The 24761-nt window shown below is 69.4% G+C and carries 26 protein-coding genes; 13 read left to right on the plus strand and 13 right to left on the minus strand.

Going from position 1 to position 24761, the window contains the following annotated elements; all coding sequences use genetic code 11:
• The first annotated feature begins 35 nt into the window (after positions 1–35).
• Together GNX95_RS34300 and GNX95_RS34305 are read left to right on the plus strand one after the other, a co-directional pair.
• The gene (locus GNX95_RS34300; protein ID WP_163511790.1) at positions 36–1100 is read left to right on the plus strand and encodes an SGNH/GDSL hydrolase family protein; all 1065 of its coding nucleotides are present in this window, start codon (positions 36–38) and stop codon (positions 1098–1100) included.
• A gap of 86 nt (positions 1101–1186) precedes the next feature.
• Positions 1187–1402: a dodecin gene (locus GNX95_RS34305; protein WP_163511791.1), complete on the plus strand. Its 216-nt coding sequence runs from the start codon at positions 1187–1189 to the stop codon at positions 1400–1402.
• A gap of 380 nt (positions 1403–1782) precedes the next feature.
• Here GNX95_RS34305 and GNX95_RS34310 read toward each other — a convergent pair whose 3' ends face one another.
• The 4 genes from GNX95_RS34310 to GNX95_RS34325 all read right to left on the minus strand — a co-directional run bounded on the left by GNX95_RS34310 (position 1783) and on the right by GNX95_RS34325 (position 3879).
• Complete coding sequence (locus tag GNX95_RS34310) at positions 1783–2766, minus strand: helix-turn-helix domain-containing protein (protein WP_163511792.1); 984 nt, start codon at positions 2764–2766, stop codon at positions 1783–1785.
• Positions 2767–2769: 3 nt separating this feature from the next.
• Complete coding sequence (locus tag GNX95_RS34315) at positions 2770–3066, minus strand: putative quinol monooxygenase (protein WP_163511793.1); 297 nt, start codon at positions 3064–3066, stop codon at positions 2770–2772.
• Between the two features lie 64 nt (positions 3067–3130).
• Complete coding sequence (locus GNX95_RS34320; protein ID WP_163511794.1) at positions 3131–3454, minus strand: thioredoxin family protein; 324 nt, start codon at positions 3452–3454, stop codon at positions 3131–3133.
• Positions 3451–3879: a MerR family transcriptional regulator gene (locus GNX95_RS34325; RefSeq protein ID WP_246281849.1), complete on the minus strand. Its 429-nt coding sequence runs from the start codon at positions 3877–3879 to the stop codon at positions 3451–3453. The genes GNX95_RS34320 and GNX95_RS34325 overlap by 4 nt, the downstream gene beginning before the upstream one ends.
• Before the next feature lie 218 nt (positions 3880–4097).
• Here GNX95_RS34325 and GNX95_RS34330 point away from each other — a divergent pair, with 218 nt between their 5' ends.
• Positions 4098–4592, plus strand: a complete 495-nt coding sequence (locus GNX95_RS34330) for an RNA polymerase sigma factor (protein ID WP_222854125.1) — start codon at positions 4098–4100, stop codon at positions 4590–4592.
• The gene (locus GNX95_RS34335; protein WP_163511796.1) at positions 4589–5911 is read left to right on the plus strand and encodes a beta propeller repeat protein; all 1323 of its coding nucleotides are present in this window, start codon (positions 4589–4591) and stop codon (positions 5909–5911) included. The genes GNX95_RS34330 and GNX95_RS34335 overlap by 4 nt, the downstream gene beginning before the upstream one ends.
• On the opposite strand, the gene GNX95_RS34340 is transcribed toward GNX95_RS34335, so the two are convergent.
• The 3 genes from GNX95_RS34340 to pdxH all read right to left on the minus strand — a co-directional run bounded on the left by GNX95_RS34340 (position 5908) and on the right by pdxH (position 8238).
• Positions 5908–6198, minus strand: a complete 291-nt coding sequence (locus GNX95_RS34340) for a type II toxin-antitoxin system VapB family antitoxin (RefSeq protein ID WP_163512105.1) — start codon at positions 6196–6198, stop codon at positions 5908–5910. The genes GNX95_RS34335 and GNX95_RS34340 overlap by 4 nt on opposite strands.
• A 104-nt stretch (positions 6199–6302) precedes the next feature.
• Entirely contained in the window at positions 6303–7565 is a 1263-nt protein-coding gene (locus GNX95_RS34345; RefSeq protein ID WP_222854192.1) for an MFS transporter, read from the minus strand.
• A 16-nt stretch (positions 7566–7581) separates the two neighbouring features.
• A complete protein-coding gene (gene pdxH / locus GNX95_RS34350) occupies positions 7582–8238 on the minus strand; it encodes a pyridoxamine 5'-phosphate oxidase (RefSeq protein WP_163511797.1) in 657 nt (218 codons plus the stop codon).
• A 57-nt stretch (positions 8239–8295) separates the two neighbouring features.
• Here pdxH and GNX95_RS34355 point away from each other — a divergent pair, with 57 nt between their 5' ends.
• From GNX95_RS34355 to sepH, 4 genes are all read left to right on the plus strand, one after another.
• Complete coding sequence (locus GNX95_RS34355; protein WP_222854127.1) at positions 8296–9246, plus strand: threonine ammonia-lyase; 951 nt, start codon at positions 8296–8298, stop codon at positions 9244–9246.
• A gap of 54 nt (positions 9247–9300) precedes the next feature.
• Positions 9301–10407, plus strand: a complete 1107-nt coding sequence (locus GNX95_RS34360; protein ID WP_163511799.1) for a citrate synthase 2 — start codon at positions 9301–9303, stop codon at positions 10405–10407.
• A gap of 173 nt (positions 10408–10580) precedes the next feature.
• Complete coding sequence (serC, locus tag GNX95_RS34365) at positions 10581–11699, plus strand: phosphoserine transaminase (RefSeq protein ID WP_163511800.1); 1119 nt, start codon at positions 10581–10583, stop codon at positions 11697–11699.
• Between the two features lie 85 nt (positions 11700–11784).
• Positions 11785–12741: a septation protein SepH gene (gene sepH / locus GNX95_RS42785; RefSeq protein WP_222854128.1), complete on the plus strand. Its 957-nt coding sequence runs from the start codon at positions 11785–11787 to the stop codon at positions 12739–12741.
• Between the two features lie 4 nt (positions 12742–12745).
• On the opposite strand, the gene GNX95_RS34375 is transcribed toward sepH, so the two are convergent.
• Complete coding sequence (locus tag GNX95_RS34375; RefSeq protein ID WP_163511801.1) at positions 12746–14176, minus strand: glycoside hydrolase family 76 protein; 1431 nt, start codon at positions 14174–14176, stop codon at positions 12746–12748.
• 113 nt (positions 14177–14289) lie between these two features.
• Complete coding sequence (locus tag GNX95_RS34380) at positions 14290–15096, minus strand: thioesterase family protein (RefSeq protein WP_163511802.1); 807 nt, start codon at positions 15094–15096, stop codon at positions 14290–14292.
• 67 nt (positions 15097–15163) lie between these two features.
• Between GNX95_RS34380 and GNX95_RS34385 the strand changes: the two genes are divergently transcribed.
• Complete coding sequence (locus GNX95_RS34385) at positions 15164–16180, plus strand: CPBP family intramembrane glutamic endopeptidase (RefSeq protein WP_163511803.1); 1017 nt, start codon at positions 15164–15166, stop codon at positions 16178–16180.
• Here the strand turns inward: GNX95_RS34385 and GNX95_RS34390 are convergent.
• Both GNX95_RS34390 and GNX95_RS34395 read right to left on the minus strand, forming a co-directional pair.
• Complete coding sequence (locus GNX95_RS34390; protein ID WP_163511804.1) at positions 16151–16816, minus strand: TMEM175 family protein; 666 nt, start codon at positions 16814–16816, stop codon at positions 16151–16153. The genes GNX95_RS34385 and GNX95_RS34390 overlap by 30 nt on opposite strands.
• 9 nt (positions 16817–16825) lie before the next feature.
• Entirely contained in the window at positions 16826–17668 is an 843-nt protein-coding gene (locus GNX95_RS34395; RefSeq protein ID WP_163511805.1) for a L,D-transpeptidase, read from the minus strand.
• 428 nt (positions 17669–18096) lie between these two features.
• On the opposite strand from GNX95_RS34395, the gene GNX95_RS34400 reads away from it, so the two are divergent.
• Both GNX95_RS34400 and GNX95_RS34405 read left to right on the plus strand, forming a co-directional pair.
• The gene (locus GNX95_RS34400; RefSeq protein ID WP_163511806.1) at positions 18097–19758 is read left to right on the plus strand and encodes a DNA repair helicase XPB; all 1662 of its coding nucleotides are present in this window, start codon (positions 18097–18099) and stop codon (positions 19756–19758) included.
• 118 nt (positions 19759–19876) lie between these two features.
• Positions 19877–20554 carry a Uma2 family endonuclease gene (locus GNX95_RS34405; protein WP_163511807.1) on the plus strand — a complete coding sequence of 226 codons (678 nt, stop codon included), beginning with the start codon at positions 19877–19879 and terminating at the stop codon, positions 20552–20554.
• Here the strand turns inward: GNX95_RS34405 and GNX95_RS34410 are convergent.
• Positions 20517–21881 carry an MFS transporter gene (locus GNX95_RS34410; RefSeq protein ID WP_222854129.1) on the minus strand — a complete coding sequence of 455 codons (1365 nt, stop codon included), beginning with the start codon at positions 21879–21881 and terminating at the stop codon, positions 20517–20519. The two genes, GNX95_RS34405 and GNX95_RS34410, sit on opposite strands and share 38 nt — an antisense overlap.
• A 52-nt stretch (positions 21882–21933) precedes the next feature.
• On the opposite strand from GNX95_RS34410, the gene GNX95_RS34415 reads away from it, so the two are divergent.
• On the plus strand, positions 21934–22389 hold the full coding sequence (locus tag GNX95_RS34415) for a MarR family winged helix-turn-helix transcriptional regulator (protein WP_222854130.1): 456 nt from the start codon (positions 21934–21936) through the stop codon (positions 22387–22389).
• Here GNX95_RS34415 and GNX95_RS34420 read toward each other — a convergent pair.
• On the minus strand, positions 22347–23591 hold the full coding sequence (locus tag GNX95_RS34420) for an MFS transporter (protein ID WP_222854131.1): 1245 nt from the start codon (positions 23589–23591) through the stop codon (positions 22347–22349). The genes GNX95_RS34415 and GNX95_RS34420 overlap by 43 nt on opposite strands.
• Before the next feature lie 126 nt (positions 23592–23717).
• On the opposite strand from GNX95_RS34420, the gene GNX95_RS34425 reads away from it, so the two are divergent.
• Positions 23718–24758, plus strand: a complete 1041-nt coding sequence (locus GNX95_RS34425; protein ID WP_163511808.1) for a sensor histidine kinase — start codon at positions 23718–23720, stop codon at positions 24756–24758.
• Positions 24759–24761 lie beyond the last annotated feature (3 nt).

Raw genomic sequence — 24761 nt, forward strand, 5'->3', positions numbered from 1 at the left:
GCGGCCCCTACTCGTCACGATCTGTCGAGGTGTCGATGACTGTCCGCCGTATCGCCGCGTTGTGTGCCACCCTGGTCGCGTCCGTCCTGGCCGCGGCGCTCGTCCCGCTCAACGGCGCCAGTGCCGCCGTCTCGTATCGGCACATGGTGGCGCTCGGTGACTCGTACGCGGCCGGGCCGCTGATCCCGCTGCCCCGGCTGGATCCGCTGCTGTGCGTACGCTCGACCAGCAACTACGCCGCGCAGCTGGCGCTGCGGCTCGGCCTGCTGCTCTACACCGACACGACCTGCTCCGGTGCCCAGACCAAGGACATGACCAGCGCGCAGCCGCTGACCATCGGATCGCACCAGCCGCAGTTCGACGCGCTGACGGCCGACACCGACCTGGTGACGATCTCGATCGGCGGCAACGACTACGGCGTCTTCGGCACGGTCGTCGGCACCTGTCCGGGGTTGGCCGCCGGCGATCCCACCGGCGCGCCGTGCAAGGCACACTTCACCGTCGACGGCGTCGACACGCTGCGCGCCGCGATCACCAGGACGCAGGCCAACATCACCGGCGTACTGCAGGGGATCAGGCAGCGGTCGCCGCGGGCGAAGGTGCTGGTGGTCGGTTATCCGCGACTGGTGCCGGCGAGCATGCGGCCGTGTGAGGCGCTGCCGCTGGCGGCCGGCGACTATCCGTGGGCCGACTCGCTGGAACGAGCTCTCAACGACGCCGCTCAGACGGCCGCGTCGGCGACCGGCGCGACCTTCGTCGACACGTACACGCCGGCGCTCGGTCACGACATCTGCGCCGGCGACGACGCCTGGGTCAACGGCAAGGACCTCAACCTGCTGGCCGCCGCGTCCTATCACCCGTTCTTCTCCGGCATGGCCGCCGAGGCCGTGATCGCGTACGGCACGCTGACCGGCCAACCGGCGAGCGCCGCGACCGTACAGGCGGCCTTCGACTCCGCGCGCGCGGTCGAGCGCAAGTCCAACGCCAACACTGCGAAACTCGCCCGGATCCTGCACCTCAAGGACGGCTCGACGCTGTCGCCGCAGGCCCGTCAGGCGCTCTTTCCGACTAGTGTCCCGAGTCTGAAATTCGTTGCTTAGCTCGGGGATCCAGGCGGTGACTGAGTGTGCCGAATTTCCGACTCGGGACACTAGCTAAGGAGTGCGGTTGGCGGGACGATCGGCGGATGGCTGATCACACGTACCGCGTCACCGAGATCGTCGGATCGTCCACCGAGAGCATCGACGCCGCCGTACGCGGCGCCGTCAGCCGGGCCGCGCAGACGCTGCGCGGCCTGGACTGGTTCGAGGTGACCGAGATCCGCGGCCACATCGAGGACGGCCAGATCCAGCACTACCAGGTCGGCCTGAAGGTCGGCTTCCGACTGGAAGAACCGGCCTGACCTACCCGCTACGGCGGGAAACTGTCGTACCCCCCTGCCAATCTGGGCCCCCACCCAGATCGGGTGGGGGGTGGGTTCGCGTGGAAACTTACATAAGTTAAGAAATTCGGACTTGCGTCACGCGGATCACTTTGGCCACTTCGGTCACTCGGCCTCATGCAAGCATGGCCCCCTTACTTGCACTGAACGCACGCAAGGGGGCCTTGCGTGCGCCCGCCATCCTCGCAAATGGGGCATTTAGCGCTCCATGGTCGCGATTTTCATTACCTATGTAACTTCCACGCGGACCCACCCCCCACCCGACCACTGGGTGGGGGCAATTTTGGGCGAGGGGTACGACGGTTTCGCGCCGGTCTCGGCGTGTTGGTGTGTGCGACAAGCTAGACGAGGGCCAGCTCGGCGCGGGCCAGGTCGCCGGCGACGCCTGGCTCGTCGATCACCGCCTCCGGGGCCGGGAAGGCATGCGTCAGGCCAAAACCGAGGCCCGGCACCGGTAGGCCGTACGCGAGCACCAGGCCAGCGGCCGCGTCCGGAGCGAGCCGGCGTACGGCGCCCTCGAACGGCCCCCACTCGCCGAGCACGCCATGGGTCTCGGTGCCGACGAGTTGCGCGGCTCGTTCGACGATGTGGATGACGCCTTCCCAGTACGGCAGGTGAGCGGTCAGCAGCAGGTGGTCGACGCCGCCAGGGCCGATCTCGAGCATCCCCGGCGAGCCGTCCAGCACGATGGTCCGGCGATAGACGCGGTCGGCGACCGACTCGACGCCCGGCACCAGCCGCATCGAGGAAAGCACGGCGTCCCAGTCGTACGGCGAAGAAAACGGCAGGCGCAGCCGCAGGCCACCGTCGGCCGCCAGCCGGTCCGTACGCCGGCGCCGGTCGCGCAGCTCGCGCGGCGAGAACCGGAACACCTCCTGCATCGCGCGGTTGAACTGCCGCAGGCTGCCAAACCCCGACGCGAACGCGATGTCGGTGACCGACAGGTCGGAGTCGTCGAGCAGCCGCCGCGCGAAATGCGCGCGCCGCGACCGGGCGAACTGGTCCGGCGTCGCGCCGAGATGGTCGTGGAACATCCGCCGCAGATGCCGCGCCGACACCCCGAGCCGAGCGCCGAGCGCGTCTTCATTGGCCTCGTCCAGTGCGCCGGCGATGATCAGCTGCACCGCGCGGCACACCAGCTCCGGCGTGTCGTCGGCGAGCGGGCCCGCGACGCGGTACGGCCGGCAGCGCAGGCACGCGCGATAGCCGGCCGCCTCCGCGGCGGCGGGCAACGTGAAGGTACGGACGTTCTCGGCCAGCGGCTTGGCGCCGCAGCCGGGCCGGCAGTAGATCCCCGTCGTCCGCACCGCGGAGTACGTCGTCATGACTCAGACGCTTACCAGCAACTCGTGGTCGATCTCCACGAATTCCACGATCAGGTCGGCGAACTCACCGGCGATCAGCTTCCGGTACGCGGCCGAGCCGGTGTGCGCGTCGTACGCGGCCTGGTCGGCGAAATGCTCGACGAACAGCAGATAGTCGGGCTTGGCCGGATCACGATAGACGCGGAACGAGAGCGTGCCTTCCTCCTTCGCCGGCCCCTCCGGAGCGAAGGCGTGCACGAGTGCCTCCGCCGCCTCCTGGTTGCCGTCCTTCAGCTTGATGGGGAAAACCTTCGCGAGCATGTGTCCTCCTGAGTTGTCGTTGCTCAGTAAGGATCTCGGCGCCGCGACCGGCGCACTCGCCATATCAGGACAGGATCGCGTCCAGCTCCGACGTGAGCCGCGACAGCGGCCGCGCGCCGACGACCGAATAGACGACTTCGCCGTCGCGATAGACCGACAGCGTCGGGTTGGCCATCACGCCGGCCTCGCGGGTGACCATCGGGTTGTGGTCGGTGTCGATCTTGGCGACCTTCATCCGTCCCGCGTACGCCTTCGCCACCGAGTCCAGCACCGGCACCATCTTGCGGCACGGCGGGCACCAGGTGGCCCAGAACTCCACCAGCACCGGCACCGGACTGCGCCGCACCTCCGCGTCGAAGGTCTCGTCGGTCACGTCCACCACGCTCATCGCGCCACTCCTACGCTCGTCTGACAGATCGGCGCGGACGCGTCCAGGTCGCCGACGACCGCCAGCCGGGCGGCCAGGTCGTCGCGCGTACGCCGCAGCCGCTCGATGCCGGCGTCCAGCTCGGCGAGCTTGCGGCGGTACGCGCCGATGGAGGCCGGGCACACGTCGGAGGCGACGAAGCCGGCGCGCAGGCACTCCACGAACGGCCTGGTCTCCTCCAGCGAGAAGCCGTTGTCCATGAGCGTCCGGATCTCGCGTACGGCCCGCAGGTCGACGTCGTCGTACGTCCGATAGCCGTTGGCCGACCGGCGGGACGCCAGCAGACCCTGCTCGTCGTAGTAACGCAGCATGCGCGTACTCACGCCGGCGCGCTCCGCCAGCTCTCCGATCAGCACCTCGGCCTCCGCACTCTCCGAACGATCCACGCACAGCGGACGTTAAACGTTGACAACGGTGTCAAAGCTAGGCCCCGGAAAGGACAGCGGACCGGTCGGCTGCAAAAATCGGACGTCTTGACAGTCGACATCTCCGTCGGCGACCGAGGCTGTGACAGGTGTAACCCAACCATCGGCCCCGGTGTGTCGTCTGAGAGACCGTGACCATGCCGGCTGCCACCATGGACCTACCGCTAGGGGGAGGCTTGGTGCGTGCGCACGAGACAGCCGTGCGCGAGCTGTACGAGGCGGAGTACGGCCGGTTGGCGGGATGGTCCAACAAGCTGGTCAACGACAGCGAGCTGGCACACGACATCACCACCGAGTGCTTCGTCCGGTTGATGGCGCGCTGGACCAGGGTGACCCAGCCGCGGCCGTGGCTCTACATGACCGCGACCAACCTGATCCGCGACCACTGGCGCAAGCAGCAGCGCGAGCGCAAGGCGCTGGTGCGGCTGGCCGAGCCGCCGCAGACCGAGCCCGCGCCCGACCCGACCATCCGTGACCTGGTCGAACAGTTGCCGGAGCGGATGCGTACGGTCGTCCTGCTGCATTACTACGCCGACCTGCCAGTCCACGAGATCGCCAACGTCATCGGCAAGGCCGAGGGAACGGTGAAAAGGGCACTGTTCGACGCGCGGCAGAAGCTCTCCGAAGCGCTGACCGCCGACGACGTGCCGCACAGCCAGGAGAAAACCCGATGAGCGACCCACTGGATCGCATCTTCTCCCGACCGGAGCCGTTAGCTCCGCCACAGGGTCATTTCGACACGATCAGCCGCCGCGCCAAGGGCCGCAAGATGCGCCAGGCCGGCGTCGTCTGCGCCGCGTTCGTGCTGGTCGCCGGCGTCGGTACGGCCGGCGCCGCCGTCCTGCACAACCGCGCCAACAGCGGCGACGCGACCGCACTGGCGACCAACCCGTCCTCGCCGCGGCCGCAGACCTTCTCCGAGAAAAGCGCCACGCCGCGGGCCACCGACTCCGGCCTGCAGAAACCGGTGGGCTCGGCCAAGCTGCCGACCGGCTTCAAGCCGTATTCGGTGACCACCGTCGCCGCCACGACGTACGTGCTCGGCGACAGCACCAACTGCGGCGGCAAGAAATGCACGGTCATGGTGCGCAAGGAAGGCCCCGGCCAGCCGTGGCGTACGGTGCCCGGACCGCAGGCCCCCACCGCGGCGGCGACCGCCGCGCCGGAGCAGACCGAGCAGGACACCGTGCGCGAGGTCCGGTTCGCCACGCAGCTACACGGTTTCGCGTACGGCGGCGGCCTCTACTCGACGCACAACGGCGGCGCCTCCTGGCACAAGCAGCCGGTCGGCGGCACCGTCCTCGACCTGGCCATCAAGGACGGCACCGCGTACGCGCTGGTCGGCCAGTGCGACAGCGGCACCTGCTCACAGGTCGCGATGTGGAGCTCGGCGACCAGGCAGGACGACTGGCAACAGGTGAGCGGGGTGCCGGCCGGCTCCGGCAGCGGCGAGCTGTCGTTCGGACGGGGCGGCGTCGCGCTCGTCGGCAAGCAGGTGTACGCGTTCCGCGACGGCGCCTGGAAGGCGGCGGCCGCGCCGTGTGACAGCGACCAGCCGCGGTCGATCGCGGCGAGCGCGGCCGCCAGCCGGCTCTTCGCGATCTGTCCGAGCGGCGACGCCGGCGCCGGCAACGCGTCCTACACGACGGTCTACTCCGACGACAGCGGGCGCAGCTGGCAACAACAGAAAGCCTCCGCGCTGCGGCTGTCCAACGCGCCGCAGACGACCTTCACCTCGGCCAGCTCCACCGTGCTGCTGGTCGGCGACGCGGACCCGTCGATCGGCGAGCCGCGGCTGCAGGTCAGCCGGGACGGCGGCGACACCTTCCATACGGTCGCCGGCGGACTGCCGGACCGCACGGGTGGCTGGCGCTATGTCGGCGCGATCGACGCGCAGTCGCTGGTGGCGCTGCCGGCGCAGGCCGACGGCAACCTGTTCACCAGCTCCGACGCCGGTGAGGACTGGTCGGCGACCGACCTGAGCGGGCCTTAGACCGCAAAGACGCGCGCGTGGATGGACGTACGCTGTTGCAGCGCGGCGCGCAGCGCGCGATGCAGGCCGTCCTCCAGGTAGAGCGTGCCCTGGAAGTCGACGACGTGCGGGAACAGGTCGCCATAGAAGGTGGAGTCCTCGGCCAGCAGCCGGTCGAGGGCCAGCTCGCGCTTGGTGGTGACCAGCTGGTCCAGCCGGATCGGCCGCGGCGGGATGTCAGCCCACTGCCGTGCGGTCAGACCGTGGTCCGGATACGGCCGGCCGTCGCTCACCGCCTTGAAGATCACGACTGCTCCCTCCATCGCGACCACCCGACGCGACTTCACTCACCCTAGACGAGGCGGCCCCTGGCGCGTGCGGCAGTAGCTGCGTCGATCGTGCCGCGGTTTGGTCAGCCTCCTGCCAGCTCGGCCGGCTCGGCCGGCGCGGCGGTTTCGGCGTGGTACGTGCGGATGGCCGGTACGAAAAGCGCCACCAGCAACACGACGACAACGCACGCGACACCACCCCAGACCCAGGACGCGGTGGCACCGATGCCGGCGGCGGTGACGCCGGCGCGTACGTCCCCCAGCCGCGGACCGCCCGCCACCACCACGGTGAACACACCCTGCATCCGGCCGCGCATCTCGTCCGGCGCGTAGATCTGCAGGATCGTCTGCCGATACACGCCGGACACCAGGTCGGCGGCACCGGCGACGGCCAGGAACGCGACGGCCAGCCAGAGCTGTCCGGCCAGGCCGGCCAGCGCCACCGCCACACCCCACGCGACGACCGCACCGATCAGCGCGACCCCCTGCCGCCGGATCCGGCCGATCCAGCCGGACACCAGGCCGCCGGCCACCGAGCCGATCGCGATCGCCGCGAACAACCAGCCGACCGCCTGGTCCCCGCCGAACCGTTCGGCGCCGATCTCCGGGAACAGCGCCCGCGGCATCGCCAGCACCATCGCCACGATGTCGACGCCGAAGGACGCCAGCAGCACCGGGCGGGTGGCGATGAACGCCAGGCCCTCCAGCACCGAGCGCAGGCCGGGCGGCGACTTCGGGCCGGACGGCGGCATCGCCGGCAGCCGGATCGCCGCGTACAGGGCAAAGGTGTAGAGCGCGGCGTCGGCGGCGTAGACGATCGCGTACGAGCCGTGCGAGATGAGTACGCCGGCCAGCAGCGGTCCGGCGATCGTGCCGACATTGGAGAAGGTGAAGTTGAGCGTGTTGGCGGCCGGCACCAGATCGAGCGGCAGCAGCCGCGGGATGACCGCCGAACGGGTCGGCGAGGTGACCGCGAAGGCGGCGGACTGGACGGCCACCAGCGCGAAAATCAGCCAGATGCTGCGCAGGCCGAGCAGCGCCTGGACGAGCAGACCCCAGGTGGCGAGCCAAAGTACGGCCGAGGAGACCAGCAGCACGACGCGCCGGTCGACCGCGTCGGAGATCGCGCCGCCGAGCAGGCCGAAGACGATCAGCGGCACCAGCGCCGCGGCGCCGAGCACGCCGACCCACAGCGACGAGCCGCCGATCGCGAACACCTGCACCGGAACGGCCACCGCGGTCAGCTGGAAACCGATGAACGACACCGCGTTTCCGGCCCACAACCGGCGAAAGTCCGGATATGCCAGCGGTTTGGTGTCGATCGCGGCCGACCGTACGCGCGACAACACATTCACGATGACATCACGGGGACAGCCGCTCCACGATCCATTCCGTGCCGTCACGGCGAAAACGCAGCCGGTCGTGTAGCCGGTCCGGCCGGCCCTGCCAGAACTCGACGGTGGCCGGCCGCACGCGCAGGCCGCCCCAGTGCGGCGGCCGCGGCACCGTCTCCGGATAGCGCGCGGTCAGCTCGGCACGCGCGTTTTCCAGCACCGCACGGGACGGGATGACGGCGGACTGCTCGCTGGCCCACGCGCCGATCCGCGAACCGTAGGGCCGGCTGGCGAAATACTCGTCGGAGGTCACGTCCTCGACCCGCTCCACCGCTCCGGTCACGATCACCTGACGTTCCAAGGCGTACCACGGAAACAACAGGCTGGCGTGCGGATTGTCGGCCGACTCACGTCCTTTCCTGGACGTGTAGTTGGTGTAGAGGACGAAACCGCGTTCGTCGACGCCCTTGCACAGCACGGTCCGGCTGCTCGGCCTGGCAGCGCTGTCAGCCGTGCCGAAGACCATCGCGTTGGGCTCGATCACCCCGGCCGCGTACGCCTGGTCGTACCAACGACGAAACTGGTCGAGCCAGTTGCCGGCCAGTTCGTCCTCGGTCAGGCCGGCCAGTGTGTACGTGCGGCGCATCTCGGCCAGATGCTCGGCGGGATCAGTCACGATCTCCATCCTTGCTCGCCTCCGCTGGCCGGATCTGGCCGGGTGGGTCACATTTGTGGTGTGCCGATGGATCTCTCGCTGGACAACATCGCCGACGCGGCGCACGCCGTCGACCCGGTTTTCCTGAACACGCCGCAGTTCTTCGACCCGGCGTTGACCAAACACTTCGGCCGGCAGGTGCTGGTGAAGGTCGAGACGCTCAATCCACTGCGTTCCTTCAAAGGCCGCGGCGCCGACTACTTCGTCCGTACGCTGCGGCCCGGCCACGAGGTGGTGTGCGGCTCCGCCGGCAACTTCGGCCAGGCGATCGCCTACACCGCCGGCCGGCGCGGCCTGCCGGTGCTGGTTTTCGCGGCGGAGACGGCGAATCCGGCGAAGGTCGAGCGGATGCGCGAGCTCGGCGCGGAGGTCGTCCTGCACGGCGCGGACTTCGACGAGGCGAAGGCCGCCGGCCGGACGTACGCGGAAAAACGCGGCCAGATCTTCGTCGAGGACGGCCACGAGCCGCTGATCAGCGAGGGCGCCGGCACGATCGGCCTGGAGCTGACCGGCGCCGGCGGTGACACCCTGGACACGCTGCTCGTACCGGTCGGCAACGGCGCGCTGATCAGCGGCGTCGCGCGCTGGCTCAAGGCGAGGTCGCCGCGGACCAGGGTCGTCGGCGTGTGCCCGGCCGGCGCGCCGTCGATGGAGCGCAGCTGGCGGTCCGGCACCGCGGTGGCGACCGAGCGGATCGACACCATCGCCGACGGATTGGCCGTACGCGTGCCGGTGCCGGCGGCGGTCGACTGGATGCGGTCGTACGTCGATGACATGCTGCTGGTCGACGATGAGGCGATCTACGCGGCGCTGCTCGTGCTGCGCGACTGCACCGGGCTCATCGCCGAGCCGTCCGCGGTCGCCGGCCTGGCCGCGCTGGCCACGCACGAGATCGCCGGCGAGAAGGTCGGGACGATCCTCACCGGCGCCAACTTCGGCCCCGACCTGCTGCGGCGGCTGACCAGTCGCATCCCGTAGGGGGCGGCGGCATGATGTATCAACCACATCCCTGACGAGCGGAGCGCGCCGACGATGCCGAACGACTTCAAACCGGGGCTGGAAGGTGTGAAGGCCTTCGAAACGCAGATCGCCGAGCCGGACAAGGACGGCGGCGCGCTGCGCTATCGAGGTGTCGACATCGAGGACCTGGTCGGCCACATCTCGTTCGGCAACGTGTGGGCCCTGCTGGTGGACGGCCGGTTCGGGCCGGGACTGCCGCCGGCCGAGCCGTTCCCGATCCCGGTGCACTCCGGCGACATCCGGGTCGACGTGCAGTCGGCGGTCGCGATGCTCGCACCGTACTGGGGCCTCGGCCAGCTCCTGGACATCTCCGACGAGCAGGCCCGCGACGACCTCGCGCGGATCTCGGTGACGACGCTGTCGTTCGTGGCGCAGTCGGCGCGTGGCATCGGCCTGCCCGCGGTGCCGCAGAAGGAGATCGACAAGGCCAGCACGATCGTCGAGCGGTTCATGATCCGCTGGCGCGGCGAGCCGGACCCGGCGCACGTGAAGGCGGTCGACGCGTACTTCACCTCCGCCGCCGAGCACGGCATGAACGCGTCGACGTTCACCGCGCGCGTGGTGGCCTCGACCGGCGCCGACGCGGCCGCGTCGATCTCGTCGGCGATCGGCGCGCTCTCCGGTCCGTTGCACGGCGGCGCACCGTCGCGCGTGCTCAAGATGCTCGACGAGGTGGAGAAGTCCGGCGACGCCGAGGCGTGGGTCAGGCAGGCGCTGGACTCCGGACAGCGGCTGATGGGTTTCGGCCACCGCGTCTATCGCGCCGAGGACCCCCGCGCTCGGGTGCTGCGGCGCACGGCCCGTGAGCTCGGGTCGCCGCGCTTCGAGGTCGCGGAGGCGTTGGAGAAGGCCGCGGTCGCGGAGCTGACCGCGCGCAAGCCGGACCGGCCGTTGCGTACCAACGTGGAGTTCTGGTCGGCGGTGGTGCTCGACTTCGCGGCGGTGCCGGCGCACATGTTCACGTCGATGTTCACCTGTGCGCGTACGGCCGGCTGGAGTGCGCACGTCATGGAGCAGAAGCGCCTGGGCAAGCTCATCCGCCCGTCCGCCGACTACCTGGGCCCCGGCCCCCGCAAGCCCTCCGAGGTCGACGGCTGGGCCTCCATCTCCCCCATCTAGATCTCCCCGATCTAGATGCACGCATGGCCCCCATGCGTGCATCCAACGCACGCATGGGGGCCATGCGACCAGACCGCGTGGTGGGGGTCACGTGGGGCATGTGTCGAGCGGAAAAGGTGGCGGTGGGAGGATCAGGACGGCAAAGGACCGCCTGAGCGTGAGAGGTACGCGTCGTGACTGACACGATCCAGATCCCTGCTGACCTGCTGCCCGTGGACGGACGCTTCGGCTGCGGGCCGTCCAAGGTGCGGCCGGAGGCGGTGGAGGCGCTGGCCAAGGTGGCGTCCTCCTACCTCGGCACCTCGCACCGCCAGCGCGGCGTGAAAGACCAGGTCAAGAGGGTACGCGACGGCGTACGCCAGCTGTTCAGCGTGCCGGAGGGCTATGAGGTGGTGCTCGGCAACGGCGGCACCACGGCGTTCTGGGACGCGGCGACCTTCGGGCTGATCCGCGACCGCGCGCAGTTCCTCAGCTTCGGCGAGTTCGGCGGCAAGTTCGCCACCGCCGCGAAGACGGCTCCGCACCTCGGCGAGCCGACGATCGTGAAGTCCGAGCCGGGTGACGCGCCGCGGTTCCAGCTCGAGGACGGCATCGACGTGTACGCGACGCCGCACAACGAGACCTCCACCGGTGTCGCCATCCAGATCAAGCGCGTCGACAACACCGACGCGCTGATGCTGCACGACGCCACCTCGGCGGCCGGCGGCCTGCCGGTGGACATCACGCAGTCGGACGCGTACTACTTCGCGCCGCAGAAGAACTTCGCCTCCGACGGCGGCCTGTGGATCGCGATCCTCAGCCCGGCGGCGCTGCGCCGGATCGCCGAGATCAAGGAGTCCGGTCGCTGGCAGCCGGCCTTCCTCGACCTGGCGACCGCGCTGGACAACTCGGTCAAGGAGCAGACCTACAACACGCCGGCGCTGGCGACGCTGTTCCTGATGGCCGAGCAGACCGACTGGATCCTCGGCAACGGCGGCCTCACCTGGGCCGTGTCGCGCACGTCCGAGTCGGCCGACACGCTTTACGCCTGGGCGGAGAAGTCGTCCTTCGCGCGTCCGTTCGTCACCGACCCGGCCAAGCGCTCCGCGGTCGTCGGCACGATCGACTTCGACGACGCGGTGGATGCCGCCAAGGTCGCGAAAACCCTGCGTGCCAACGGAATCCTGGACACCGAGCCGTATCGTAAGCTCGGCCGCAACCAGCTGCGGATCGCGATGTTCCCGGCGGTCGACCCGGCCGACGTGCGGCGGCTGACCGCCAGCATCGATTACGTGGTCGAAAAACTCGGCTGACGCGCGGCGCGGCATGGCCGGCGTTTCGCCGCGCAGCACGTACGGTGGAATAGCCAGCCATGGACGAGCTCCCGGGAGGTAGCTGATGCGGCCGGTCCGGTTCGTCGCCCTCGCGGAGGACGGCCGGTCACTCGTACTCAAGGACGAGTCTGGCCGCATGCTGTCGCTGGCCATTGACGAGCGGGTGCTGGCCGCCGTCAAGTCGGACCGGGTCGGGGTGGCCGGCCAGTTGGCGATGGAAGTGGAGAGTGCCTTGACACCTCGGGACATCCAGGCACGGATCCGCTCCGGCCAGTCCGCCGAAGAGGTGGCCAAGGCCGCCAACGCGCCACTGGAGAAGATCCTCCGGTTCGCCGGTCCGGTGCTGCAGGAGCGCGCGATGATCGCCGACCACGCACGGCGGACGCGGCTGCGCACCTCCGAGTCCGGCTCGTCGCTGTCCGAGGTGGTGGACGTACGCCTCGCCGGCCACGGTGTCGACCCGGACGTCGTGGAGTGGGACGCCTACCGGCGCGAGACCGGCACCTGGAGGGTGGTGGCCAGCTGGCCGTCCGGCAAGGCCACCGCGTACGCGGCGTGGGACATGGACGCGGCCCGCAGCGTGGTCAGCCCGACCGACCAGATGGCCTCCTACCTGTCGGTGGAGAAGCCGCCGGAGATCCTCGTACACGACGAGATCGCCGCCGAGCTCGACCTGGAGAACGCCGACACCCAGGAGCTGCCGCGGATGTCGCCGATCTCGGTGCTGCGGCCCCGCCAGGCCGAGCCGGCGCCAGAGCCCGAGCCGGAGCCGGAGCCAGAGCCAGAGCCGGTCGCGAAGCCAACGCCGCCGCCGTTACCACCGGCACCGCCGGCGCAGCCGGCCCGGCGCAAGCAGCCGGTCGCCGAGCGGCTGCCAGTCGTCGAGCCGGAGCCCGAGCCAGAGCCCGAACCCCAGCCGGAGCCGCAGCGCGCTCAGGCCGGCGGCCGTGGCAAGCGCGGCAAGCCGGACCTGCCCGGCTGGGACGACATCCTGTTCGGCGCGCGTCCCAACCGGGGCTGATGAGCTAAGGCGCGGCGGTCATCAGGTCGACCGCGCTGTGCTGGCGGGCGCCGTCGCTGGAGTCGTACGGACCGGCCCATGACAGGCCATACTGGTCCATCGGGTTGCGGTCGTGCGCATACGCCGAATCAGCTTGCCGTTGCAGGAAACTCGCGTACGGGTTGCCGGTGGCGCGGCTCAGCTCGCCGAGGTTGCGGACGAAGACGCCCTTGAACGACGGCCCGTCGCCACCGCAGTTGGCCGGCTCGCACGGCTCCCGCAGGATGCCGCCGGGCGCGATCACCGAGCTGGTGGTCGCGGCGTCGGCGATCTGCCGCGCGGTGGTCAGATAGCCGGCGTTTCCGGTGGCCTTGTTGAGCTCCAGCAGGCCGCCGAGGATCACGCCCTGGTTGTACGTCCAGGTGGTCTGGCCGTTGTTGTGGCAGGAGGAGTCCAGGCCGTCGTTGATCAGGTGACCGCTGTTGATCATCCCGCTGGCGTTGAACCAGTTCCAGATCTCGGTGGCCTTGTTGAGATAGTTGGTGTCGCCGGAGATGCGGTCGTGCAGCGCGGCGGCCAGCTTGACGAACAGCTCGTTGGTGATGGCGTTCTTGTAGTCGCGCTGGCTGCGCCACCAGATGCCGCCGCCACAGGTGCCGTCGCGGAAGGAATACATGTAGTCGGCGTCGATTCTGGCCATGTTCAGATAGCGGCTGTCGCCGGTCAGGTCGTACGCGCGGACCCAGGCCAGCCCCCACCAGCCCGTGTCGTCCATGTAGTCGTTGGTGAAGTTGCCACCCTGCGCGTTTTTGTTCTTGTCGAAGGTGTTCGCGATCGCGTAGCGGTAGGCGGTCGAGCCGGTCCGCTGGCTGTAGTCGATGATCGCGGTCAGCGCGTTGGCCGAGTTCCACCAGCCGGTGGTGTTCCACAAGCCGTTGCCGTTGTTGTAGTACTGCATCAGCGCGGTCGCCGCGGCATCGACGCGGGTGCCGGCGTTCACCGTCGACCTGGCCCACTGCGTGCAGGCGATGTCCGAGCGGTTGCCGGCTTTTCCGCACGCGCGCAACGCTCCGACCCCGTGGTTGGCCGGGTCGTCCACGTTGTACATGAGGGTCCGCCAGCCGCGCCGGCCGTCCGGGATCGTGGTGTCGCCGAGCTTGCTGCCCCCTGACCAACTGCGGCCGCCGTCGTACGAGCGGTCCAGCCACACCTCGTCGGTCGGATCGCCGTTGTCGATGCTGGCCCACCCCATGTTGTCGGCGTCGGAGATGTGCAACACGATCTGTCGCGAGTAGACGGTCGCCGACACCGGCGTCCGGTCGCCCGCCGCGAGCGCCGGGTCGCGCTGATCGCAGTACTTGTCGCAGACGGTTGCCGCCGATGCCGGCACCGCCGGCCCCAACACCAGCGCTAACGCGGCCAATGCGATCGCGATTCGTCGTACGGTCTTCGGCACGGTTTTTTCGCCTCCAGCACAGACTCCGGCAGCGTGACGCGGGTCACTCAACCGGATTTCTGGGAACGTTGTCAACCAGCTTTGACCGGAATTGGACTATTACTCGAGCGCGGTCAGCCGCGCGGCAGCCGGGCCAGCTGCCGCGACTGCGCGACCAGCCGGCCGGCCTCGTCGTAGACGTAGGCGTCCTCGTCGAACCAGCCGTCGCCGACCAGGCTGCCGCGGACGTACACCGACAGCCAGCCAGGCGCCGGCGTCGCACGCAGGTAGGTGGACAGCTGCACGGTCGGCGCCCAGCCGAGCGCGGTCGTCGTGCGCGTCACCGGCGGCAGCGCGTCGACCGCCAGCAGCGCGAGGAACGGATCCGGCGGCGTGCCGTCGGCGGCGCGCAGCCAGCCGGCCACCCGCAGCGACTCGTCGGCCTTGTCCATCGCGGCCGTCGACTCGGGCGTCATGCGTACGTCGAGGTGTTCCATCAGGCCGAAAACGAAGCCGCCGGGCAGCACGGCCGGCACCCGGTCGCACAGCTCGACCGGCGGCAACGGCACCGGCTCGGCGCGCAGGATGGTCTGCCCGGAGCCGTCCGCCAGCCGGCCGGTCACCACCGAGGCGGAGACGACGACCTTGTCGCCCTGCGACATCGTCACGCGGTGGTACGCGACGGTCCTGCCGGCCTTCAACGTCTGCACCGCCAGCTCGGCCGTGCCTGGCGCCGGCGCCAACAGATAGTCGGTCGTGACAGCCATCACATCCGGATGTGGCGAGGCCAGAATCGCCGCGCGAGCCACCGGAAGGTTGAGATAGCCGCCGTTGAGCATGCCGGCCACCGACCAGTCCGCGTCGAGATTGGCCTGGTAGCGGCCGGGTTCGAGCTCCACCACGACGCTGGCGCGGGACAACGCGCTGTCAATCTGGGTCACGTATGAGAGTTTCACCCGCCGCGCGGGCCCCTGCACATGATTGATGTTCCGTGTCACAGTTCGAGGCATGGACGCGCAGACGGAGCCTGACTTATCGGTCCCACCGCGGAAGCGGGAGTGGTGGCGCGGTCAGCCACACCGGTTGGTCACCTCGGTGCTGGATCTCCTGTTCGTCCCGGCCGAGCCGGTGCCGTACGCGCGGGCCACCCGGCCGTGGAAGATCGTCGTCGCGCTCGTGACGGCGTTGCTCTTCGGCCCGCTGCTGTGGGCCACCACGGCGACGCTCGCGCTGAACCGGGGCGGCCCGACCAGCCCGGTCGCCGGCATCGACCTGCGCCACCACTTCGTCGCCGCGGTTCTCGGCGGTCTGCTGCAGGCGGCTCTGCTGTTCTTCGCGGTCGGCGTCGCCTGGGTCGTGCTGCGGCTGTCCGGTGACCGGCTGCTCGACCTCGGCCTGCGGCCCGGTCCGGCGCCGCGGCTGCTGGCAGACAGCGGCCTGACGCTCAGCGGCCTCTATCTGCCGGCGTTGCTGGTCGGCGGACTGGTCGCGACGAGCCTGCGGCTGGGCTCCGGCGACGTACTGGTGACGCCGACGATGACCGGTGGCGACGCCACACAGGCGGGCAAGGCACTGCTGGTCGGACTGCTGCTGGCAATTCCGACGGCGGTCGCCGAGGAGGTCGTGGCGCTCGGGCTGGCGTACCGGCTGCTGGAGCGGCTCGGCTGGCCGGTCTGGCTGATCACACTCGGCCTGGTGGCGCTGCGCGCCAGCTATCACGTCTACTACGGCCTGACCGTGGTCGCGTTGCTCGGCTGGGCCTATCTGTCGGTGGTGTTCTATCGCCGCTATCGGCGACTGTGGCCGCTGATCATCGCGCACGCGGCGTACGACACCTTGTCGATCACCGCGGCGCTGTCCGGCTCGCTGGCGGTCGCCGGTGTGGTCGTGCTGCTCTATCTCGCGTTGCCGATCGTCGCGCTGACCGTCCTCCTCGCACGACTCGGCCTGCGGTGGGGTCAGCCACGGCCGTCGACCGACCTCGTACGGCCCCGGCTAGCGCCGAGCGAAACGGTCGCGCAGTAGGCCCCACACGCCGCTGCGGCTGAGCACGGCCCAGCCGCCGAGGACGACGACCCAGAGCACGTACGCGAACCAGTACCGGACGTATGCCACGCCGGCGGATCCGACGAACAGCAGGCCGAAGAACACCGCCGCTCTGGTGTCCTTGCGCCATGCGGCCACGTCGACCGACGGCTTGAGCAGGTCGTTGTTGACGGCGTACGACTGCATGCGAGCGCGCAACAGGCCACCGAGGCCGATCGCCACCGCATACAAGGCGACCGCGACCGGCAGGTCACCGTGGTCGGCCAGCACCGACGACGGAAACGGCATCACCGCGATGACCAGCAGATACTGCAGGTTGTATGACCCCATTCGGCGGTCCACCAGCCGGATGTCGTGGAACATCTCGTGGTGCGCCATCCACTGCGAGCCGATCACGAAGAAGGACAGCAGGTAGGTGAGGAACGACGGCCGTACGGACTGCCACAGCTCGGCCGTCAGCCGCGCGTTGGTGATGTCGTCGGAGAGGCCGGCCGGCAGCTTGATGTCCAGCACCAGCAGGGTCATCGCGATCGCGAAGACACCGTCGGACAGGCCCTGGTGACGGTCCACCGGGAACCGCCGGTTTCGCGCGGTTACTGGCTGCTCGTCGACCACGCGAGCACTTTACGCGTCGACTTTCTTGCCCCAGATGTGCACCGGCGTGCCGATCTTGGTGATCTTGAACAGGGCCGCCGCGTCCCGCGGCAGCATGTTCACGCAGCCGTGCGAGCCGCGTACGTTCGTCGCGTACAACGGACTGTCGACGTCGGCGGCATGCAGGCCGAAGTCCTGGTAGAAGCGGGTCCAGTAGGGCAGCGGCACGTGGTATTCGCTGGAGACCGTGCTGACCTTCTTCTGGCTGACCTGGTAGTTGCCGACCGGGGTGGCGTCCTCGGCCTTGCCGGTGCGTACCGGCACCGGACCGAAGGTGACCTGGCCGCCGGTCACCATGAACAGGATCTGGTGGGTGAGGTCGACGCACACGGTCGGCTCGGCGGTCGCCTTGCAGGCGCTCGGATCGGTGGCGGCGAGGTTCCTGGCCACCTTGGCGGTGACCGGGTCGGCCACGCCGTTGGTGGTCGGCACCTGGGCCCATTGTTGGAACTTGGCGATCGCCGCGCAGATGTCGTGCTGCGGCGAGCTCGCGGTGACCGGTCCGAAGGTCCGGCCGTAGGAGGTGTTCAGGAAGGAGACCACGGCCGCCTGGTCGGGCGCGGGTCGAGCGCACGGACCGGACAGGTCGCGGCTGGCCTTCTCGTTGATCGCCCGGCTGACGCCGGCCGCCGACTGCGGATAGGAGTCGCTGGCGTCCGCGACCGAGGCCGGCCGCAGCAGCGAGGCCATCCCGGCCAAGCCGGACACCGCCAGCACGACACCGGCGATGACCTTGAGATATGGCGGGCTGGGCGGGGGTCGGTGAGCACCCCGGCGCTGGCGCCGGTGCGAAGCCGTCCCGTCCCTAGACATCGTGATTCACTGTAGCCGAGCGTTACAGGCAAAACTGCCGAGGGTAAATCACGCCGGTGTGAGTCATTCCACCACTCCCCTGCTGTAACGATTCCGAGCCGCTGCCTGATAGGGCACCACTGTCACCAGGTCATCGCCGTACGCGCGTACCACGTTTCACAATGACCTGCTCTGGACCGCGCCGCGGGTACGCTCAACCCTTCGTGCCCCCGAAACGTCCCCCGACGAGCGACGACGCAATCGGATTCCGATTGCGTCGTCAGGATGGCGCTGACCTGCGGAGATGCCGCGACACGTGACTTTCGGACACGCGATCGCGCGTCCGAATGCCGCCAGCCGGGGTCGAGGCGACACCACCAGACCGAGGTGATGCTGCCGGACGGGGCTGAGGTGACGCCGGCGGCTGTGGCGAGGCAGACTGGACGGCTGTGACAGATGGCCCGCTGATCGTCCAGTCCGACAAGACCCTGCTGCTGGAGGTCGACCATCCGGCCGCACAGGAGTGCCGGCTGGCGGTCGCCCCTTTCGCCGAGCTGGAGCGTGCGCCCGAGCACGTCCACACCTACCGGATCACCCCGCTCGGCCTGTGGAACGCGCGCGCCGCGGGTCACGACGCCGAGTCGGTGATCGACGCGCTCGTACGCTATGCGCGCTATCCGGTGCCGCACGCGCTGCTGGTCGACGTGGCCGAGACCATGGACCGCTATGGCCGGCTGCAGCTGGTCGCCGACCCGGCCCACGGCCTGATCCTCAGAGCGCTGGACCGCGCCGTACTCGTCGAGATCACCCGCAACAAGAAGATCGCGCCAATGCTCGGCGCGCAGTTGGACGAGGACACCGTCGTCGTCCATCCGTCCGAGCGCGGCCGGCTCAAGCAGGCGCTGCTCAAGGTCGGCTGGCCGGCCGAGGACCTGGCCGGCTACGTCGACGGCGAGGCGCATCCGATCTCGCTGCACCAGGATGGCTGGACGCTGCGCGACTATCAGAAGCAGGCGGTCGAGTCGTTCTGGGCCGGCGGCTCCGGTGTCGTGGTGCTGCCGTGTGGCGCCGGCAAGACACTGGTCGGCGCGGCCGCGATGGCGGAAGCCTCGGCCACCACGCTGATCCTGGTCACCAACACCGTCGCCGGCCGGCAGTGGAAGCGCGAGCTGGTCGCGCGTACGTCGCTGACCGAGGACGAGATCGGCGAGTATTCCGGCGAGCGCAAGGAAATCCGGCCGGTCACCATCGCCACCTACCAGGTGATGACGACCCGCCGCAAGGGCGAGTACCGGCATCTGGACCTGTTCGACTCGCGCGACTGGGGCCTGATCGTCTACGACGAGGTGCACCTGCTGCCGGCGCCGATCTTCCGGCTGACCGCCGACCTGCAGTCCCGCCGGCGGCTCGGCCTGACCGCGACGCTGGTCCGCGAGGACGGCCGCGAAGGCGACGTTTTCTCCCTGATCGGGCCGAAACGCTATGACGCGCCGTGGAAGGACATCGAGGCGCAGGGCTGGATCGCGCCGGCCGAGTGCACCGAGGTGCGGGTCACCCTGACCGAGGCCGAGCGGATGGCGTACGCCGTCGCCGAGCCGGAGGAGCGCTATCGGATGTGCGCGACCGCGCGTACGAAGATGCCGGTCGTCAAGAAGATCCTGGAGAAGCACGCCGGCGAGCAGGTGCTGGTGATCGGCGCGTACCTGGACCAGCTCGACCAGCTCTCCGCCGAGCTGGAGGCGCCGGTGATCGAGGGCAAGACCACCAACAAGGAGCGCGAGCGGCTGTTCGACGCGTTCCGCCGCGGCGAGGTCTCCACGCTGGTGGTGTCGAAGGTGGCCAACTTCTCCATCGACCTGCCGGAGGCGGCGGTGGCGATCCAGGTGTCCGGCACCTTCGGCTCGCGGCAGGAGGAGGCGCAGCGGCTCGGCCGGGTGCTGCGACCGAAGGCCGACCAGCGGCAGGCGCACTTCTACACGGTGGTCTCGCGCGACACGCTGGACGCCGAGTACGCCGCGCACCGGCAACGGTTTCTCGCCGAGCAGGGCTACGCGTACACGATCGTCGACGCCGACGACCTCCTCGGTCCCGCCATCCCCGACGTCGGCTAGACCTCACGGCAACCTGAAGCTCGCGACCGCTCTTGGTCGCGACATCAGGCTGTGGACAACGAGATGTCCGGCTTGTCGGTCTGCCACGGTTGACAGGTGCCGCACACGAGGAGCGACTATGAGTGTCATGGCCGTCCACCTGCCGCAAGGTCCGCCGGAGCCATCGGAGCTCATCGAGCTGCCGGTCAGCTCCGGCGCGCCGATAACCGTGGAGCTGTTCCGCCGGTTTCCGCCGCGGACGCGGCTGAACATCGTCGGCGGCACGGTCTTCGCCGGCCGGGACGGCGGATTTGATGTCGCCGATCTGGACCGTCTCGACGACGACGGCTGGCGGCACGAGCTCATCGACGGTGTCATCGTGATGAGCCCGGCGCCGTCGCATCCGCACCAGCGCGCCGTCATGGAGCTGGCCTTCGCGCTTCGCACGGCTGTGCCTGACAACCTGGAAGTCCTGGTCGCGCCGTTCGACGTACGGCTCGGCAAGCGGCGACGGGTCCAGCCGGACGTGATCGTGGCCCCGAAGGTCGACCTCGGCAACGCCGTGCCGGTGCCGAAGCTGGTGGTCGAGGTGCTGTCGCCGTCCGGCCAGCGCTACGACCTGATCGCCAAACGACGGCTGTACGAGCAGGCGCGCGTCGAGTCGTACTGGATCGTCGATCCCGGCCAGCCGTCGCTGACCGTCCTGGAGTTGCGGGACGGCCGCTACGCGGAGATCGGCACCGCGACCGGAAGCGCCGAGCTGGTCGTGGAGCAGCCGGTCAAGCTGCGGCTGCGTCCGCACGATCTGCTGAGCTAGGTGCGGCAAGCAAGGCGACGAGGGTGACTGCGGCGGCGAGTGCGAAGATCGCCACCAGGCCGCCGGACGGCAGCAGCGCGAGGATCCAGCCGAAGACCGCGATGCCGACGACATTTCCTATCTGACGCGAAAATGTCAGCGTGGCGACGGCCGCGCCGATCGCGTCCTTCGGCGCGGACGACTGCGTGATCAGCGTGTAGACCTGCATCGACAGGCCGAGCGCGGCGCCGCTCAGCACCAGGCCGCAGACCAGCAATGCCACCGACGGCAACAAAATCGCCAAAGCGACCAGCGCCATGCCGGCGACACCGGCGGCCAGCGCCGCTCGGCCCCAGAGCGGCAGGTTGGGGAACTTCTTCGCCAGCACTGAGAAAAACACGGTCGGCACCAGCTGGCCGGCGGTCATCGCGACCAGCAGCAGGCCGGTTTCGGTCGGTCCGCCGCCCGTCGTCGCGACGATCGCGAGTGACATGAAGGTAAAGGTGCCAAAAAGCGTGGCGCCGGACAGACCGGTGGTGGTGATCGTCCGCGCCAGTGCGGAAATCTGGAACAGTCTCGGCGACACGAGCGGACTTTGCGAACGTCGTTCGACACGTACGAGCGTCACGGCCGCGACCACCGCGACGAGCACCAGCGGCAATGACCACCAACCGAGATTCTCACCGCTCCCCAACGTCACCAGGCTCGCGCCGCCGAGCGTCACCAGCAGCGCTCCCGGCACGTCGAAGCGGCCACGCGGCAGGCCGGTGTCGCGGCCAGGCAGGCCAGCGAAGCCGATTACCAGCGCGACCAAGCAAATCGGCAGGTTCAGGCCGAAAATCCAGCGCCAGCCGAGCTGTCCGGCGATCACGCCGCCGACCGGCGGTCCGGCCACGAACGCGACCGCCGAGACCGCGGTCAGCCACCCCTGGCGGCGCAGCAGGACCTCGCGGTCGAACAGCTCGGTGAGTACGCTCACCGCGCCGACGATCAGGCCGCTGCCGCCGAGCCCCTGCACGGCTCGCGCGACGATCAGCCAGGCCAGTCCCGGCGCCACCGCGCAACCGATCGAGCCGATCGCGAAAACGGCTATGGCCAACGGAAACATCAACCGCCGGCCGAACATGTCGCCGAGCCGGCCGTGCATCGGCGTGGCGACCGTGACCGCGAGGCCATAGACCGCCGTCACGCCGGCGACGCCGGCGCCGTGCAGCTCGTGCTGGATCGTCGGCAGCGCGGCGATCACCACGGCACCGTCGAGTTGTGCCATCAACAGACCCAGAAGTGCGGCCGCGAACGTCAGGTTGCGCGCGACCCGAGAAGGTGACGCCATCATGATTGCGTGCATATTGCACACGCTACCTGTGCGCTTTGCACGTATCAAGTGGCATGATGGGCCTATGACCGACACGATGACCGACGGCGCTGGCGCTGGACCGGCGCTCTTTCGCCTGGTGCGCTTCTGGTCGCGCCGCTGGGCTCCGACGACCGCGGCCAACGCGCCGGGTGATCCGAAACACGTGCAGCAGGTGCAGGTCGTCGAGGCGATCGCCGGGTCAGCCGACGAGGTCACCGTCGCCGACGTGGCCTATCAGCTCGGCGTGGACCGGTCGGTGGCCAGCCGGATGGTGGGCGAGACGATCCGGTCCGGACACGTACGACGCGGCTCCTCCGCCGCCGATGCCCGCCGCGCCAGCCTGACGCTGACCGCGGGCGGACGCCGGTTTCTGGCCGCCGCACACGAGTTTCAGCAGCGGACGTACGAGGAGATGGTGGCCGGCTGGGATCCGCGCGACCGAGCGCGCTTTGCCAGCTATCTGTGCCGGCTCGCCGACGAGGTGACCGCCAGCAGGTAGTTGACCGCCGCGCCGGCGAGCAGGATCACCCCGGTGGCAACGAAAACCGGGCGCAGGCCGACGTACGCGCCGACGAACCCGCCGACCAGCGGACCGAGCACCTGACCGACGTACTGCGCCGACACGCCAAACCCGAGCACACGGCCGACCGAACCGTCGTCGACGCGGTGGCGGATCGCCGCGGTGATGCACGGCAGCAGGCCGCCGAGGCTCAGCCCCATCAGAAACCGCAGGATGCCGAGCTGGACGGAGTCGGTCACCGCGGCCTGCGCGACCAACAACGCGCCGGCGGCCGCGAGGCAACCGACGATGACCCTGGAATGACCGACCCGGTCGGCGAGTTTTCCGAGCCGTGGCGCGGAAAGAATGCTGCCGACCGCGGCGACCGCCATGATCACGCCGGCGATCACCGAAATGTACGCGGCGGCGTCGGTCAGCTGTTGCACGTAAACGGTGACGATCGGTTCGATCGACATCGTCGCGAACATCAGCAGGCTCGCGGTCGCCAGCAAAACCGTCACCGCACCGGGATGCGTGATTCTCATCCGGTCCTCGGATCGTTGCGCTTTGGTCATCCGGCGCGGTCGCTGCTCCTTGAGCAGAAACACCGACGCCAGGAATGCCACGAAAATCAGCCCGCCGGTCAGGAAAAAGGTGTTGCGTACGCCGATCAGGTGCGGCAGCACACCGCCGGCGAGCGGACCGACGACGTTTCCGGCCATGATTCCGGCCGACAGCACGCCCAGGGCCCACGCGGTCTTCGCTTTCGGGCTTTGCGCGGCGACCATCGCGGTGGCGCCGGAGGAATATCCACCCAGCAGGCCGACCGCGAACCGCAGCGCGACCAGCTGCCACACGTTGGTGACCACGCCGATCAGGGACATGCTCACCGCCATGCCGAGGCTGGCCCTGATCAGCATCGGTTTACGGCCATACCGGTCGGCCAGCATCCCCCACACCGGCGCGGCCAGCGCGGCGGTGAAAAACGTTGCGCCGTAAGCGATTCCGGACCACCAGACGATCGCCGGCCGGTCGGGCACCCCGAGTTGTTCGACGTACAGGGGAAGATACGGCAGCAGGAGCGTCATCGCGACGATGGTCGTGAAAGACCCGCCGAAACACACGGCGAGATTGCGCCGCCAATAGCGATTTTCCGCTGGCGGCGCGGTCATCGACGTCATGGACACCACTTCCGCTGCCATCCGTCGTGTCTAGCACCCGCGAGTTCGTACGAGCAAAGGTGTTGCTCGCATTATGGGATGACACGCAAGGGAAATCATTCCTGAGGAGCATTGCGCTCACGGCCACGGGCCGACATGCTGGCGAGCGTGCAAACGGGTGGACCATCGCGGACGACACTGGCCGTCGCCGCCGTCATCTGGCTGCTGCCCGCGTTCTATCCGCTCTTCCAGCTGGCCCGCCATCCTCCGCAGGACCACCGGTGGATCCCGGCGCTGGTGGCCTGTTGGATAGTCGCGATCGGCAGCTACGCGATCGGCGCGGCGAAAGCCGTCGGCTCCGGCGGCCACCAGGAGGCACGGCTGGCGCTGACCCTCGCGACGGCGGTCGCGCTGCTGTTGCCGTTCGTCGGCGGCTCGCCGTGGTTCGGCGGCACGATCTGGCTGGCCGCGCTGGCCGGTTTCGCGCTGCCGTCGGCGACCGCGCTGGTCTGCACGGTGGCGGCGCTGGCGGCCGGCGCGGTCACCGCGATCGCGCTGCGGATCAACGCCGTCGAGTCGATGTTCACGCTCACCCTCACGGCGGCCGCCGGCATCACCGTCATCCTGGCCGTACGCTCGGTCGAGCTCGGACACGAGCTGGAGACGGCTCGCCGGCGGAGCCGGGATCAGCGCGCGGCCAGCGAGATCCAGGAAATCGTGGCGATGCAGGCCGAGTTTGCCGCTGCCGAGCTGCGCAAGGCCGAAGGCAAGCACGTCAAGCTGGCGCTGGCCGCCGTCGAAGGCATCCAGCGCGCGCTGAACGGCGAGCTGTCCGACGCCGGCGGCCTCGACCTGCGCACCTGGGTCTCCGCGTGGGGCCACAGCCACCGCGTCGAGGTCGAGATGATCATCGACGAACTCGACGAGCCGACCATGCAAACGCTGTTTCCGGTGGCCATCGAGGCGCTGGCAAACGTGGCGCAGCACGCGTCGGCGCACCTGGTGACCGTGATGCTGCGCGGCGGCATCGGCACGGCGACGCTGACGGTGGCCGACGACGGCGCCGGCTTCGATCCGGCGGTCGTGCCGCCGCGCGGCGGCCTGCGCACGATGACACAGCGGCTGCTGGCCGCCGGCGGCGTACTCACCGTCCACTCCGCGCCTGGCCAGGGCACCGCCATCACCGCCGAAATCCCGTTGCGAGGGTGAGGT

The sequence above is a fragment of the Fodinicola acaciae genome, assembly GCF_010993745.1.
GTDB lineage: Bacteria > Actinomycetota > Actinomycetes > Mycobacteriales > HKI-0501 > Fodinicola > Fodinicola acaciae.

Excerpts from the sequence above, each read along its gene's own strand:
- GNX95_RS34310 (WP_163511792.1), bottom strand. The coding sequence starts at position 2,766 with ATGACGACGTACTCCGCGGTGCGGACGACGGGGATCTACTGCCGGCCC.
- GNX95_RS34395 (WP_163511805.1), bottom strand. The coding sequence starts at position 17,668 with ATGTCTAGGGACGGGACGGCTTCGCACCGGCGCCAGCGCCGGGGTGCT.
- GNX95_RS34320 (WP_163511794.1), bottom strand. The coding sequence starts at position 3,454 with ATGAGCGTGGTGGACGTGACCGACGAGACCTTCGACGCGGAGGTGCGG.
- GNX95_RS34385 (WP_163511803.1), top strand. The coding sequence starts at position 15,164 with ATGGACGCGCAGACGGAGCCTGACTTATCGGTCCCACCGCGGAAGCGG.
- GNX95_RS34315 (WP_163511793.1), bottom strand. The coding sequence starts at position 3,066 with ATGCTCGCGAAGGTTTTCCCCATCAAGCTGAAGGACGGCAACCAGGAG.
- GNX95_RS34360 (WP_163511799.1), top strand. The coding sequence starts at position 9,301 with ATGCCGAACGACTTCAAACCGGGGCTGGAAGGTGTGAAGGCCTTCGAA.
- GNX95_RS34355 (WP_222854127.1), top strand. The coding sequence starts at position 8,296 with ATGGATCTCTCGCTGGACAACATCGCCGACGCGGCGCACGCCGTCGAC.
- GNX95_RS34410 (WP_222854129.1), bottom strand. The coding sequence starts at position 21,881 with ATGCACGCAATCATGATGGCGTCACCTTCTCGGGTCGCGCGCAACCTG.
- sepH (WP_222854128.1), top strand. The coding sequence starts at position 11,785 with ATGCGGCCGGTCCGGTTCGTCGCCCTCGCGGAGGACGGCCGGTCACTC.
- GNX95_RS34300 (WP_163511790.1), top strand. The coding sequence starts at position 36 with ATGACTGTCCGCCGTATCGCCGCGTTGTGTGCCACCCTGGTCGCGTCC.
- GNX95_RS34335 (WP_163511796.1), top strand. The coding sequence starts at position 4,589 with ATGAGCGACCCACTGGATCGCATCTTCTCCCGACCGGAGCCGTTAGCT.
- GNX95_RS34405 (WP_163511807.1), top strand. The coding sequence starts at position 19,877 with ATGAGTGTCATGGCCGTCCACCTGCCGCAAGGTCCGCCGGAGCCATCG.
- GNX95_RS34305 (WP_163511791.1), top strand. The coding sequence starts at position 1,187 with ATGGCTGATCACACGTACCGCGTCACCGAGATCGTCGGATCGTCCACC.
- pdxH (WP_163511797.1), bottom strand. The coding sequence starts at position 8,238 with ATGGAGATCGTGACTGATCCCGCCGAGCATCTGGCCGAGATGCGCCGC.
- GNX95_RS34420 (WP_222854131.1), bottom strand. The coding sequence starts at position 23,591 with ATGGCAGCGGAAGTGGTGTCCATGACGTCGATGACCGCGCCGCCAGCG.
- GNX95_RS34415 (WP_222854130.1), top strand. The coding sequence starts at position 21,934 with ATGACCGACACGATGACCGACGGCGCTGGCGCTGGACCGGCGCTCTTT.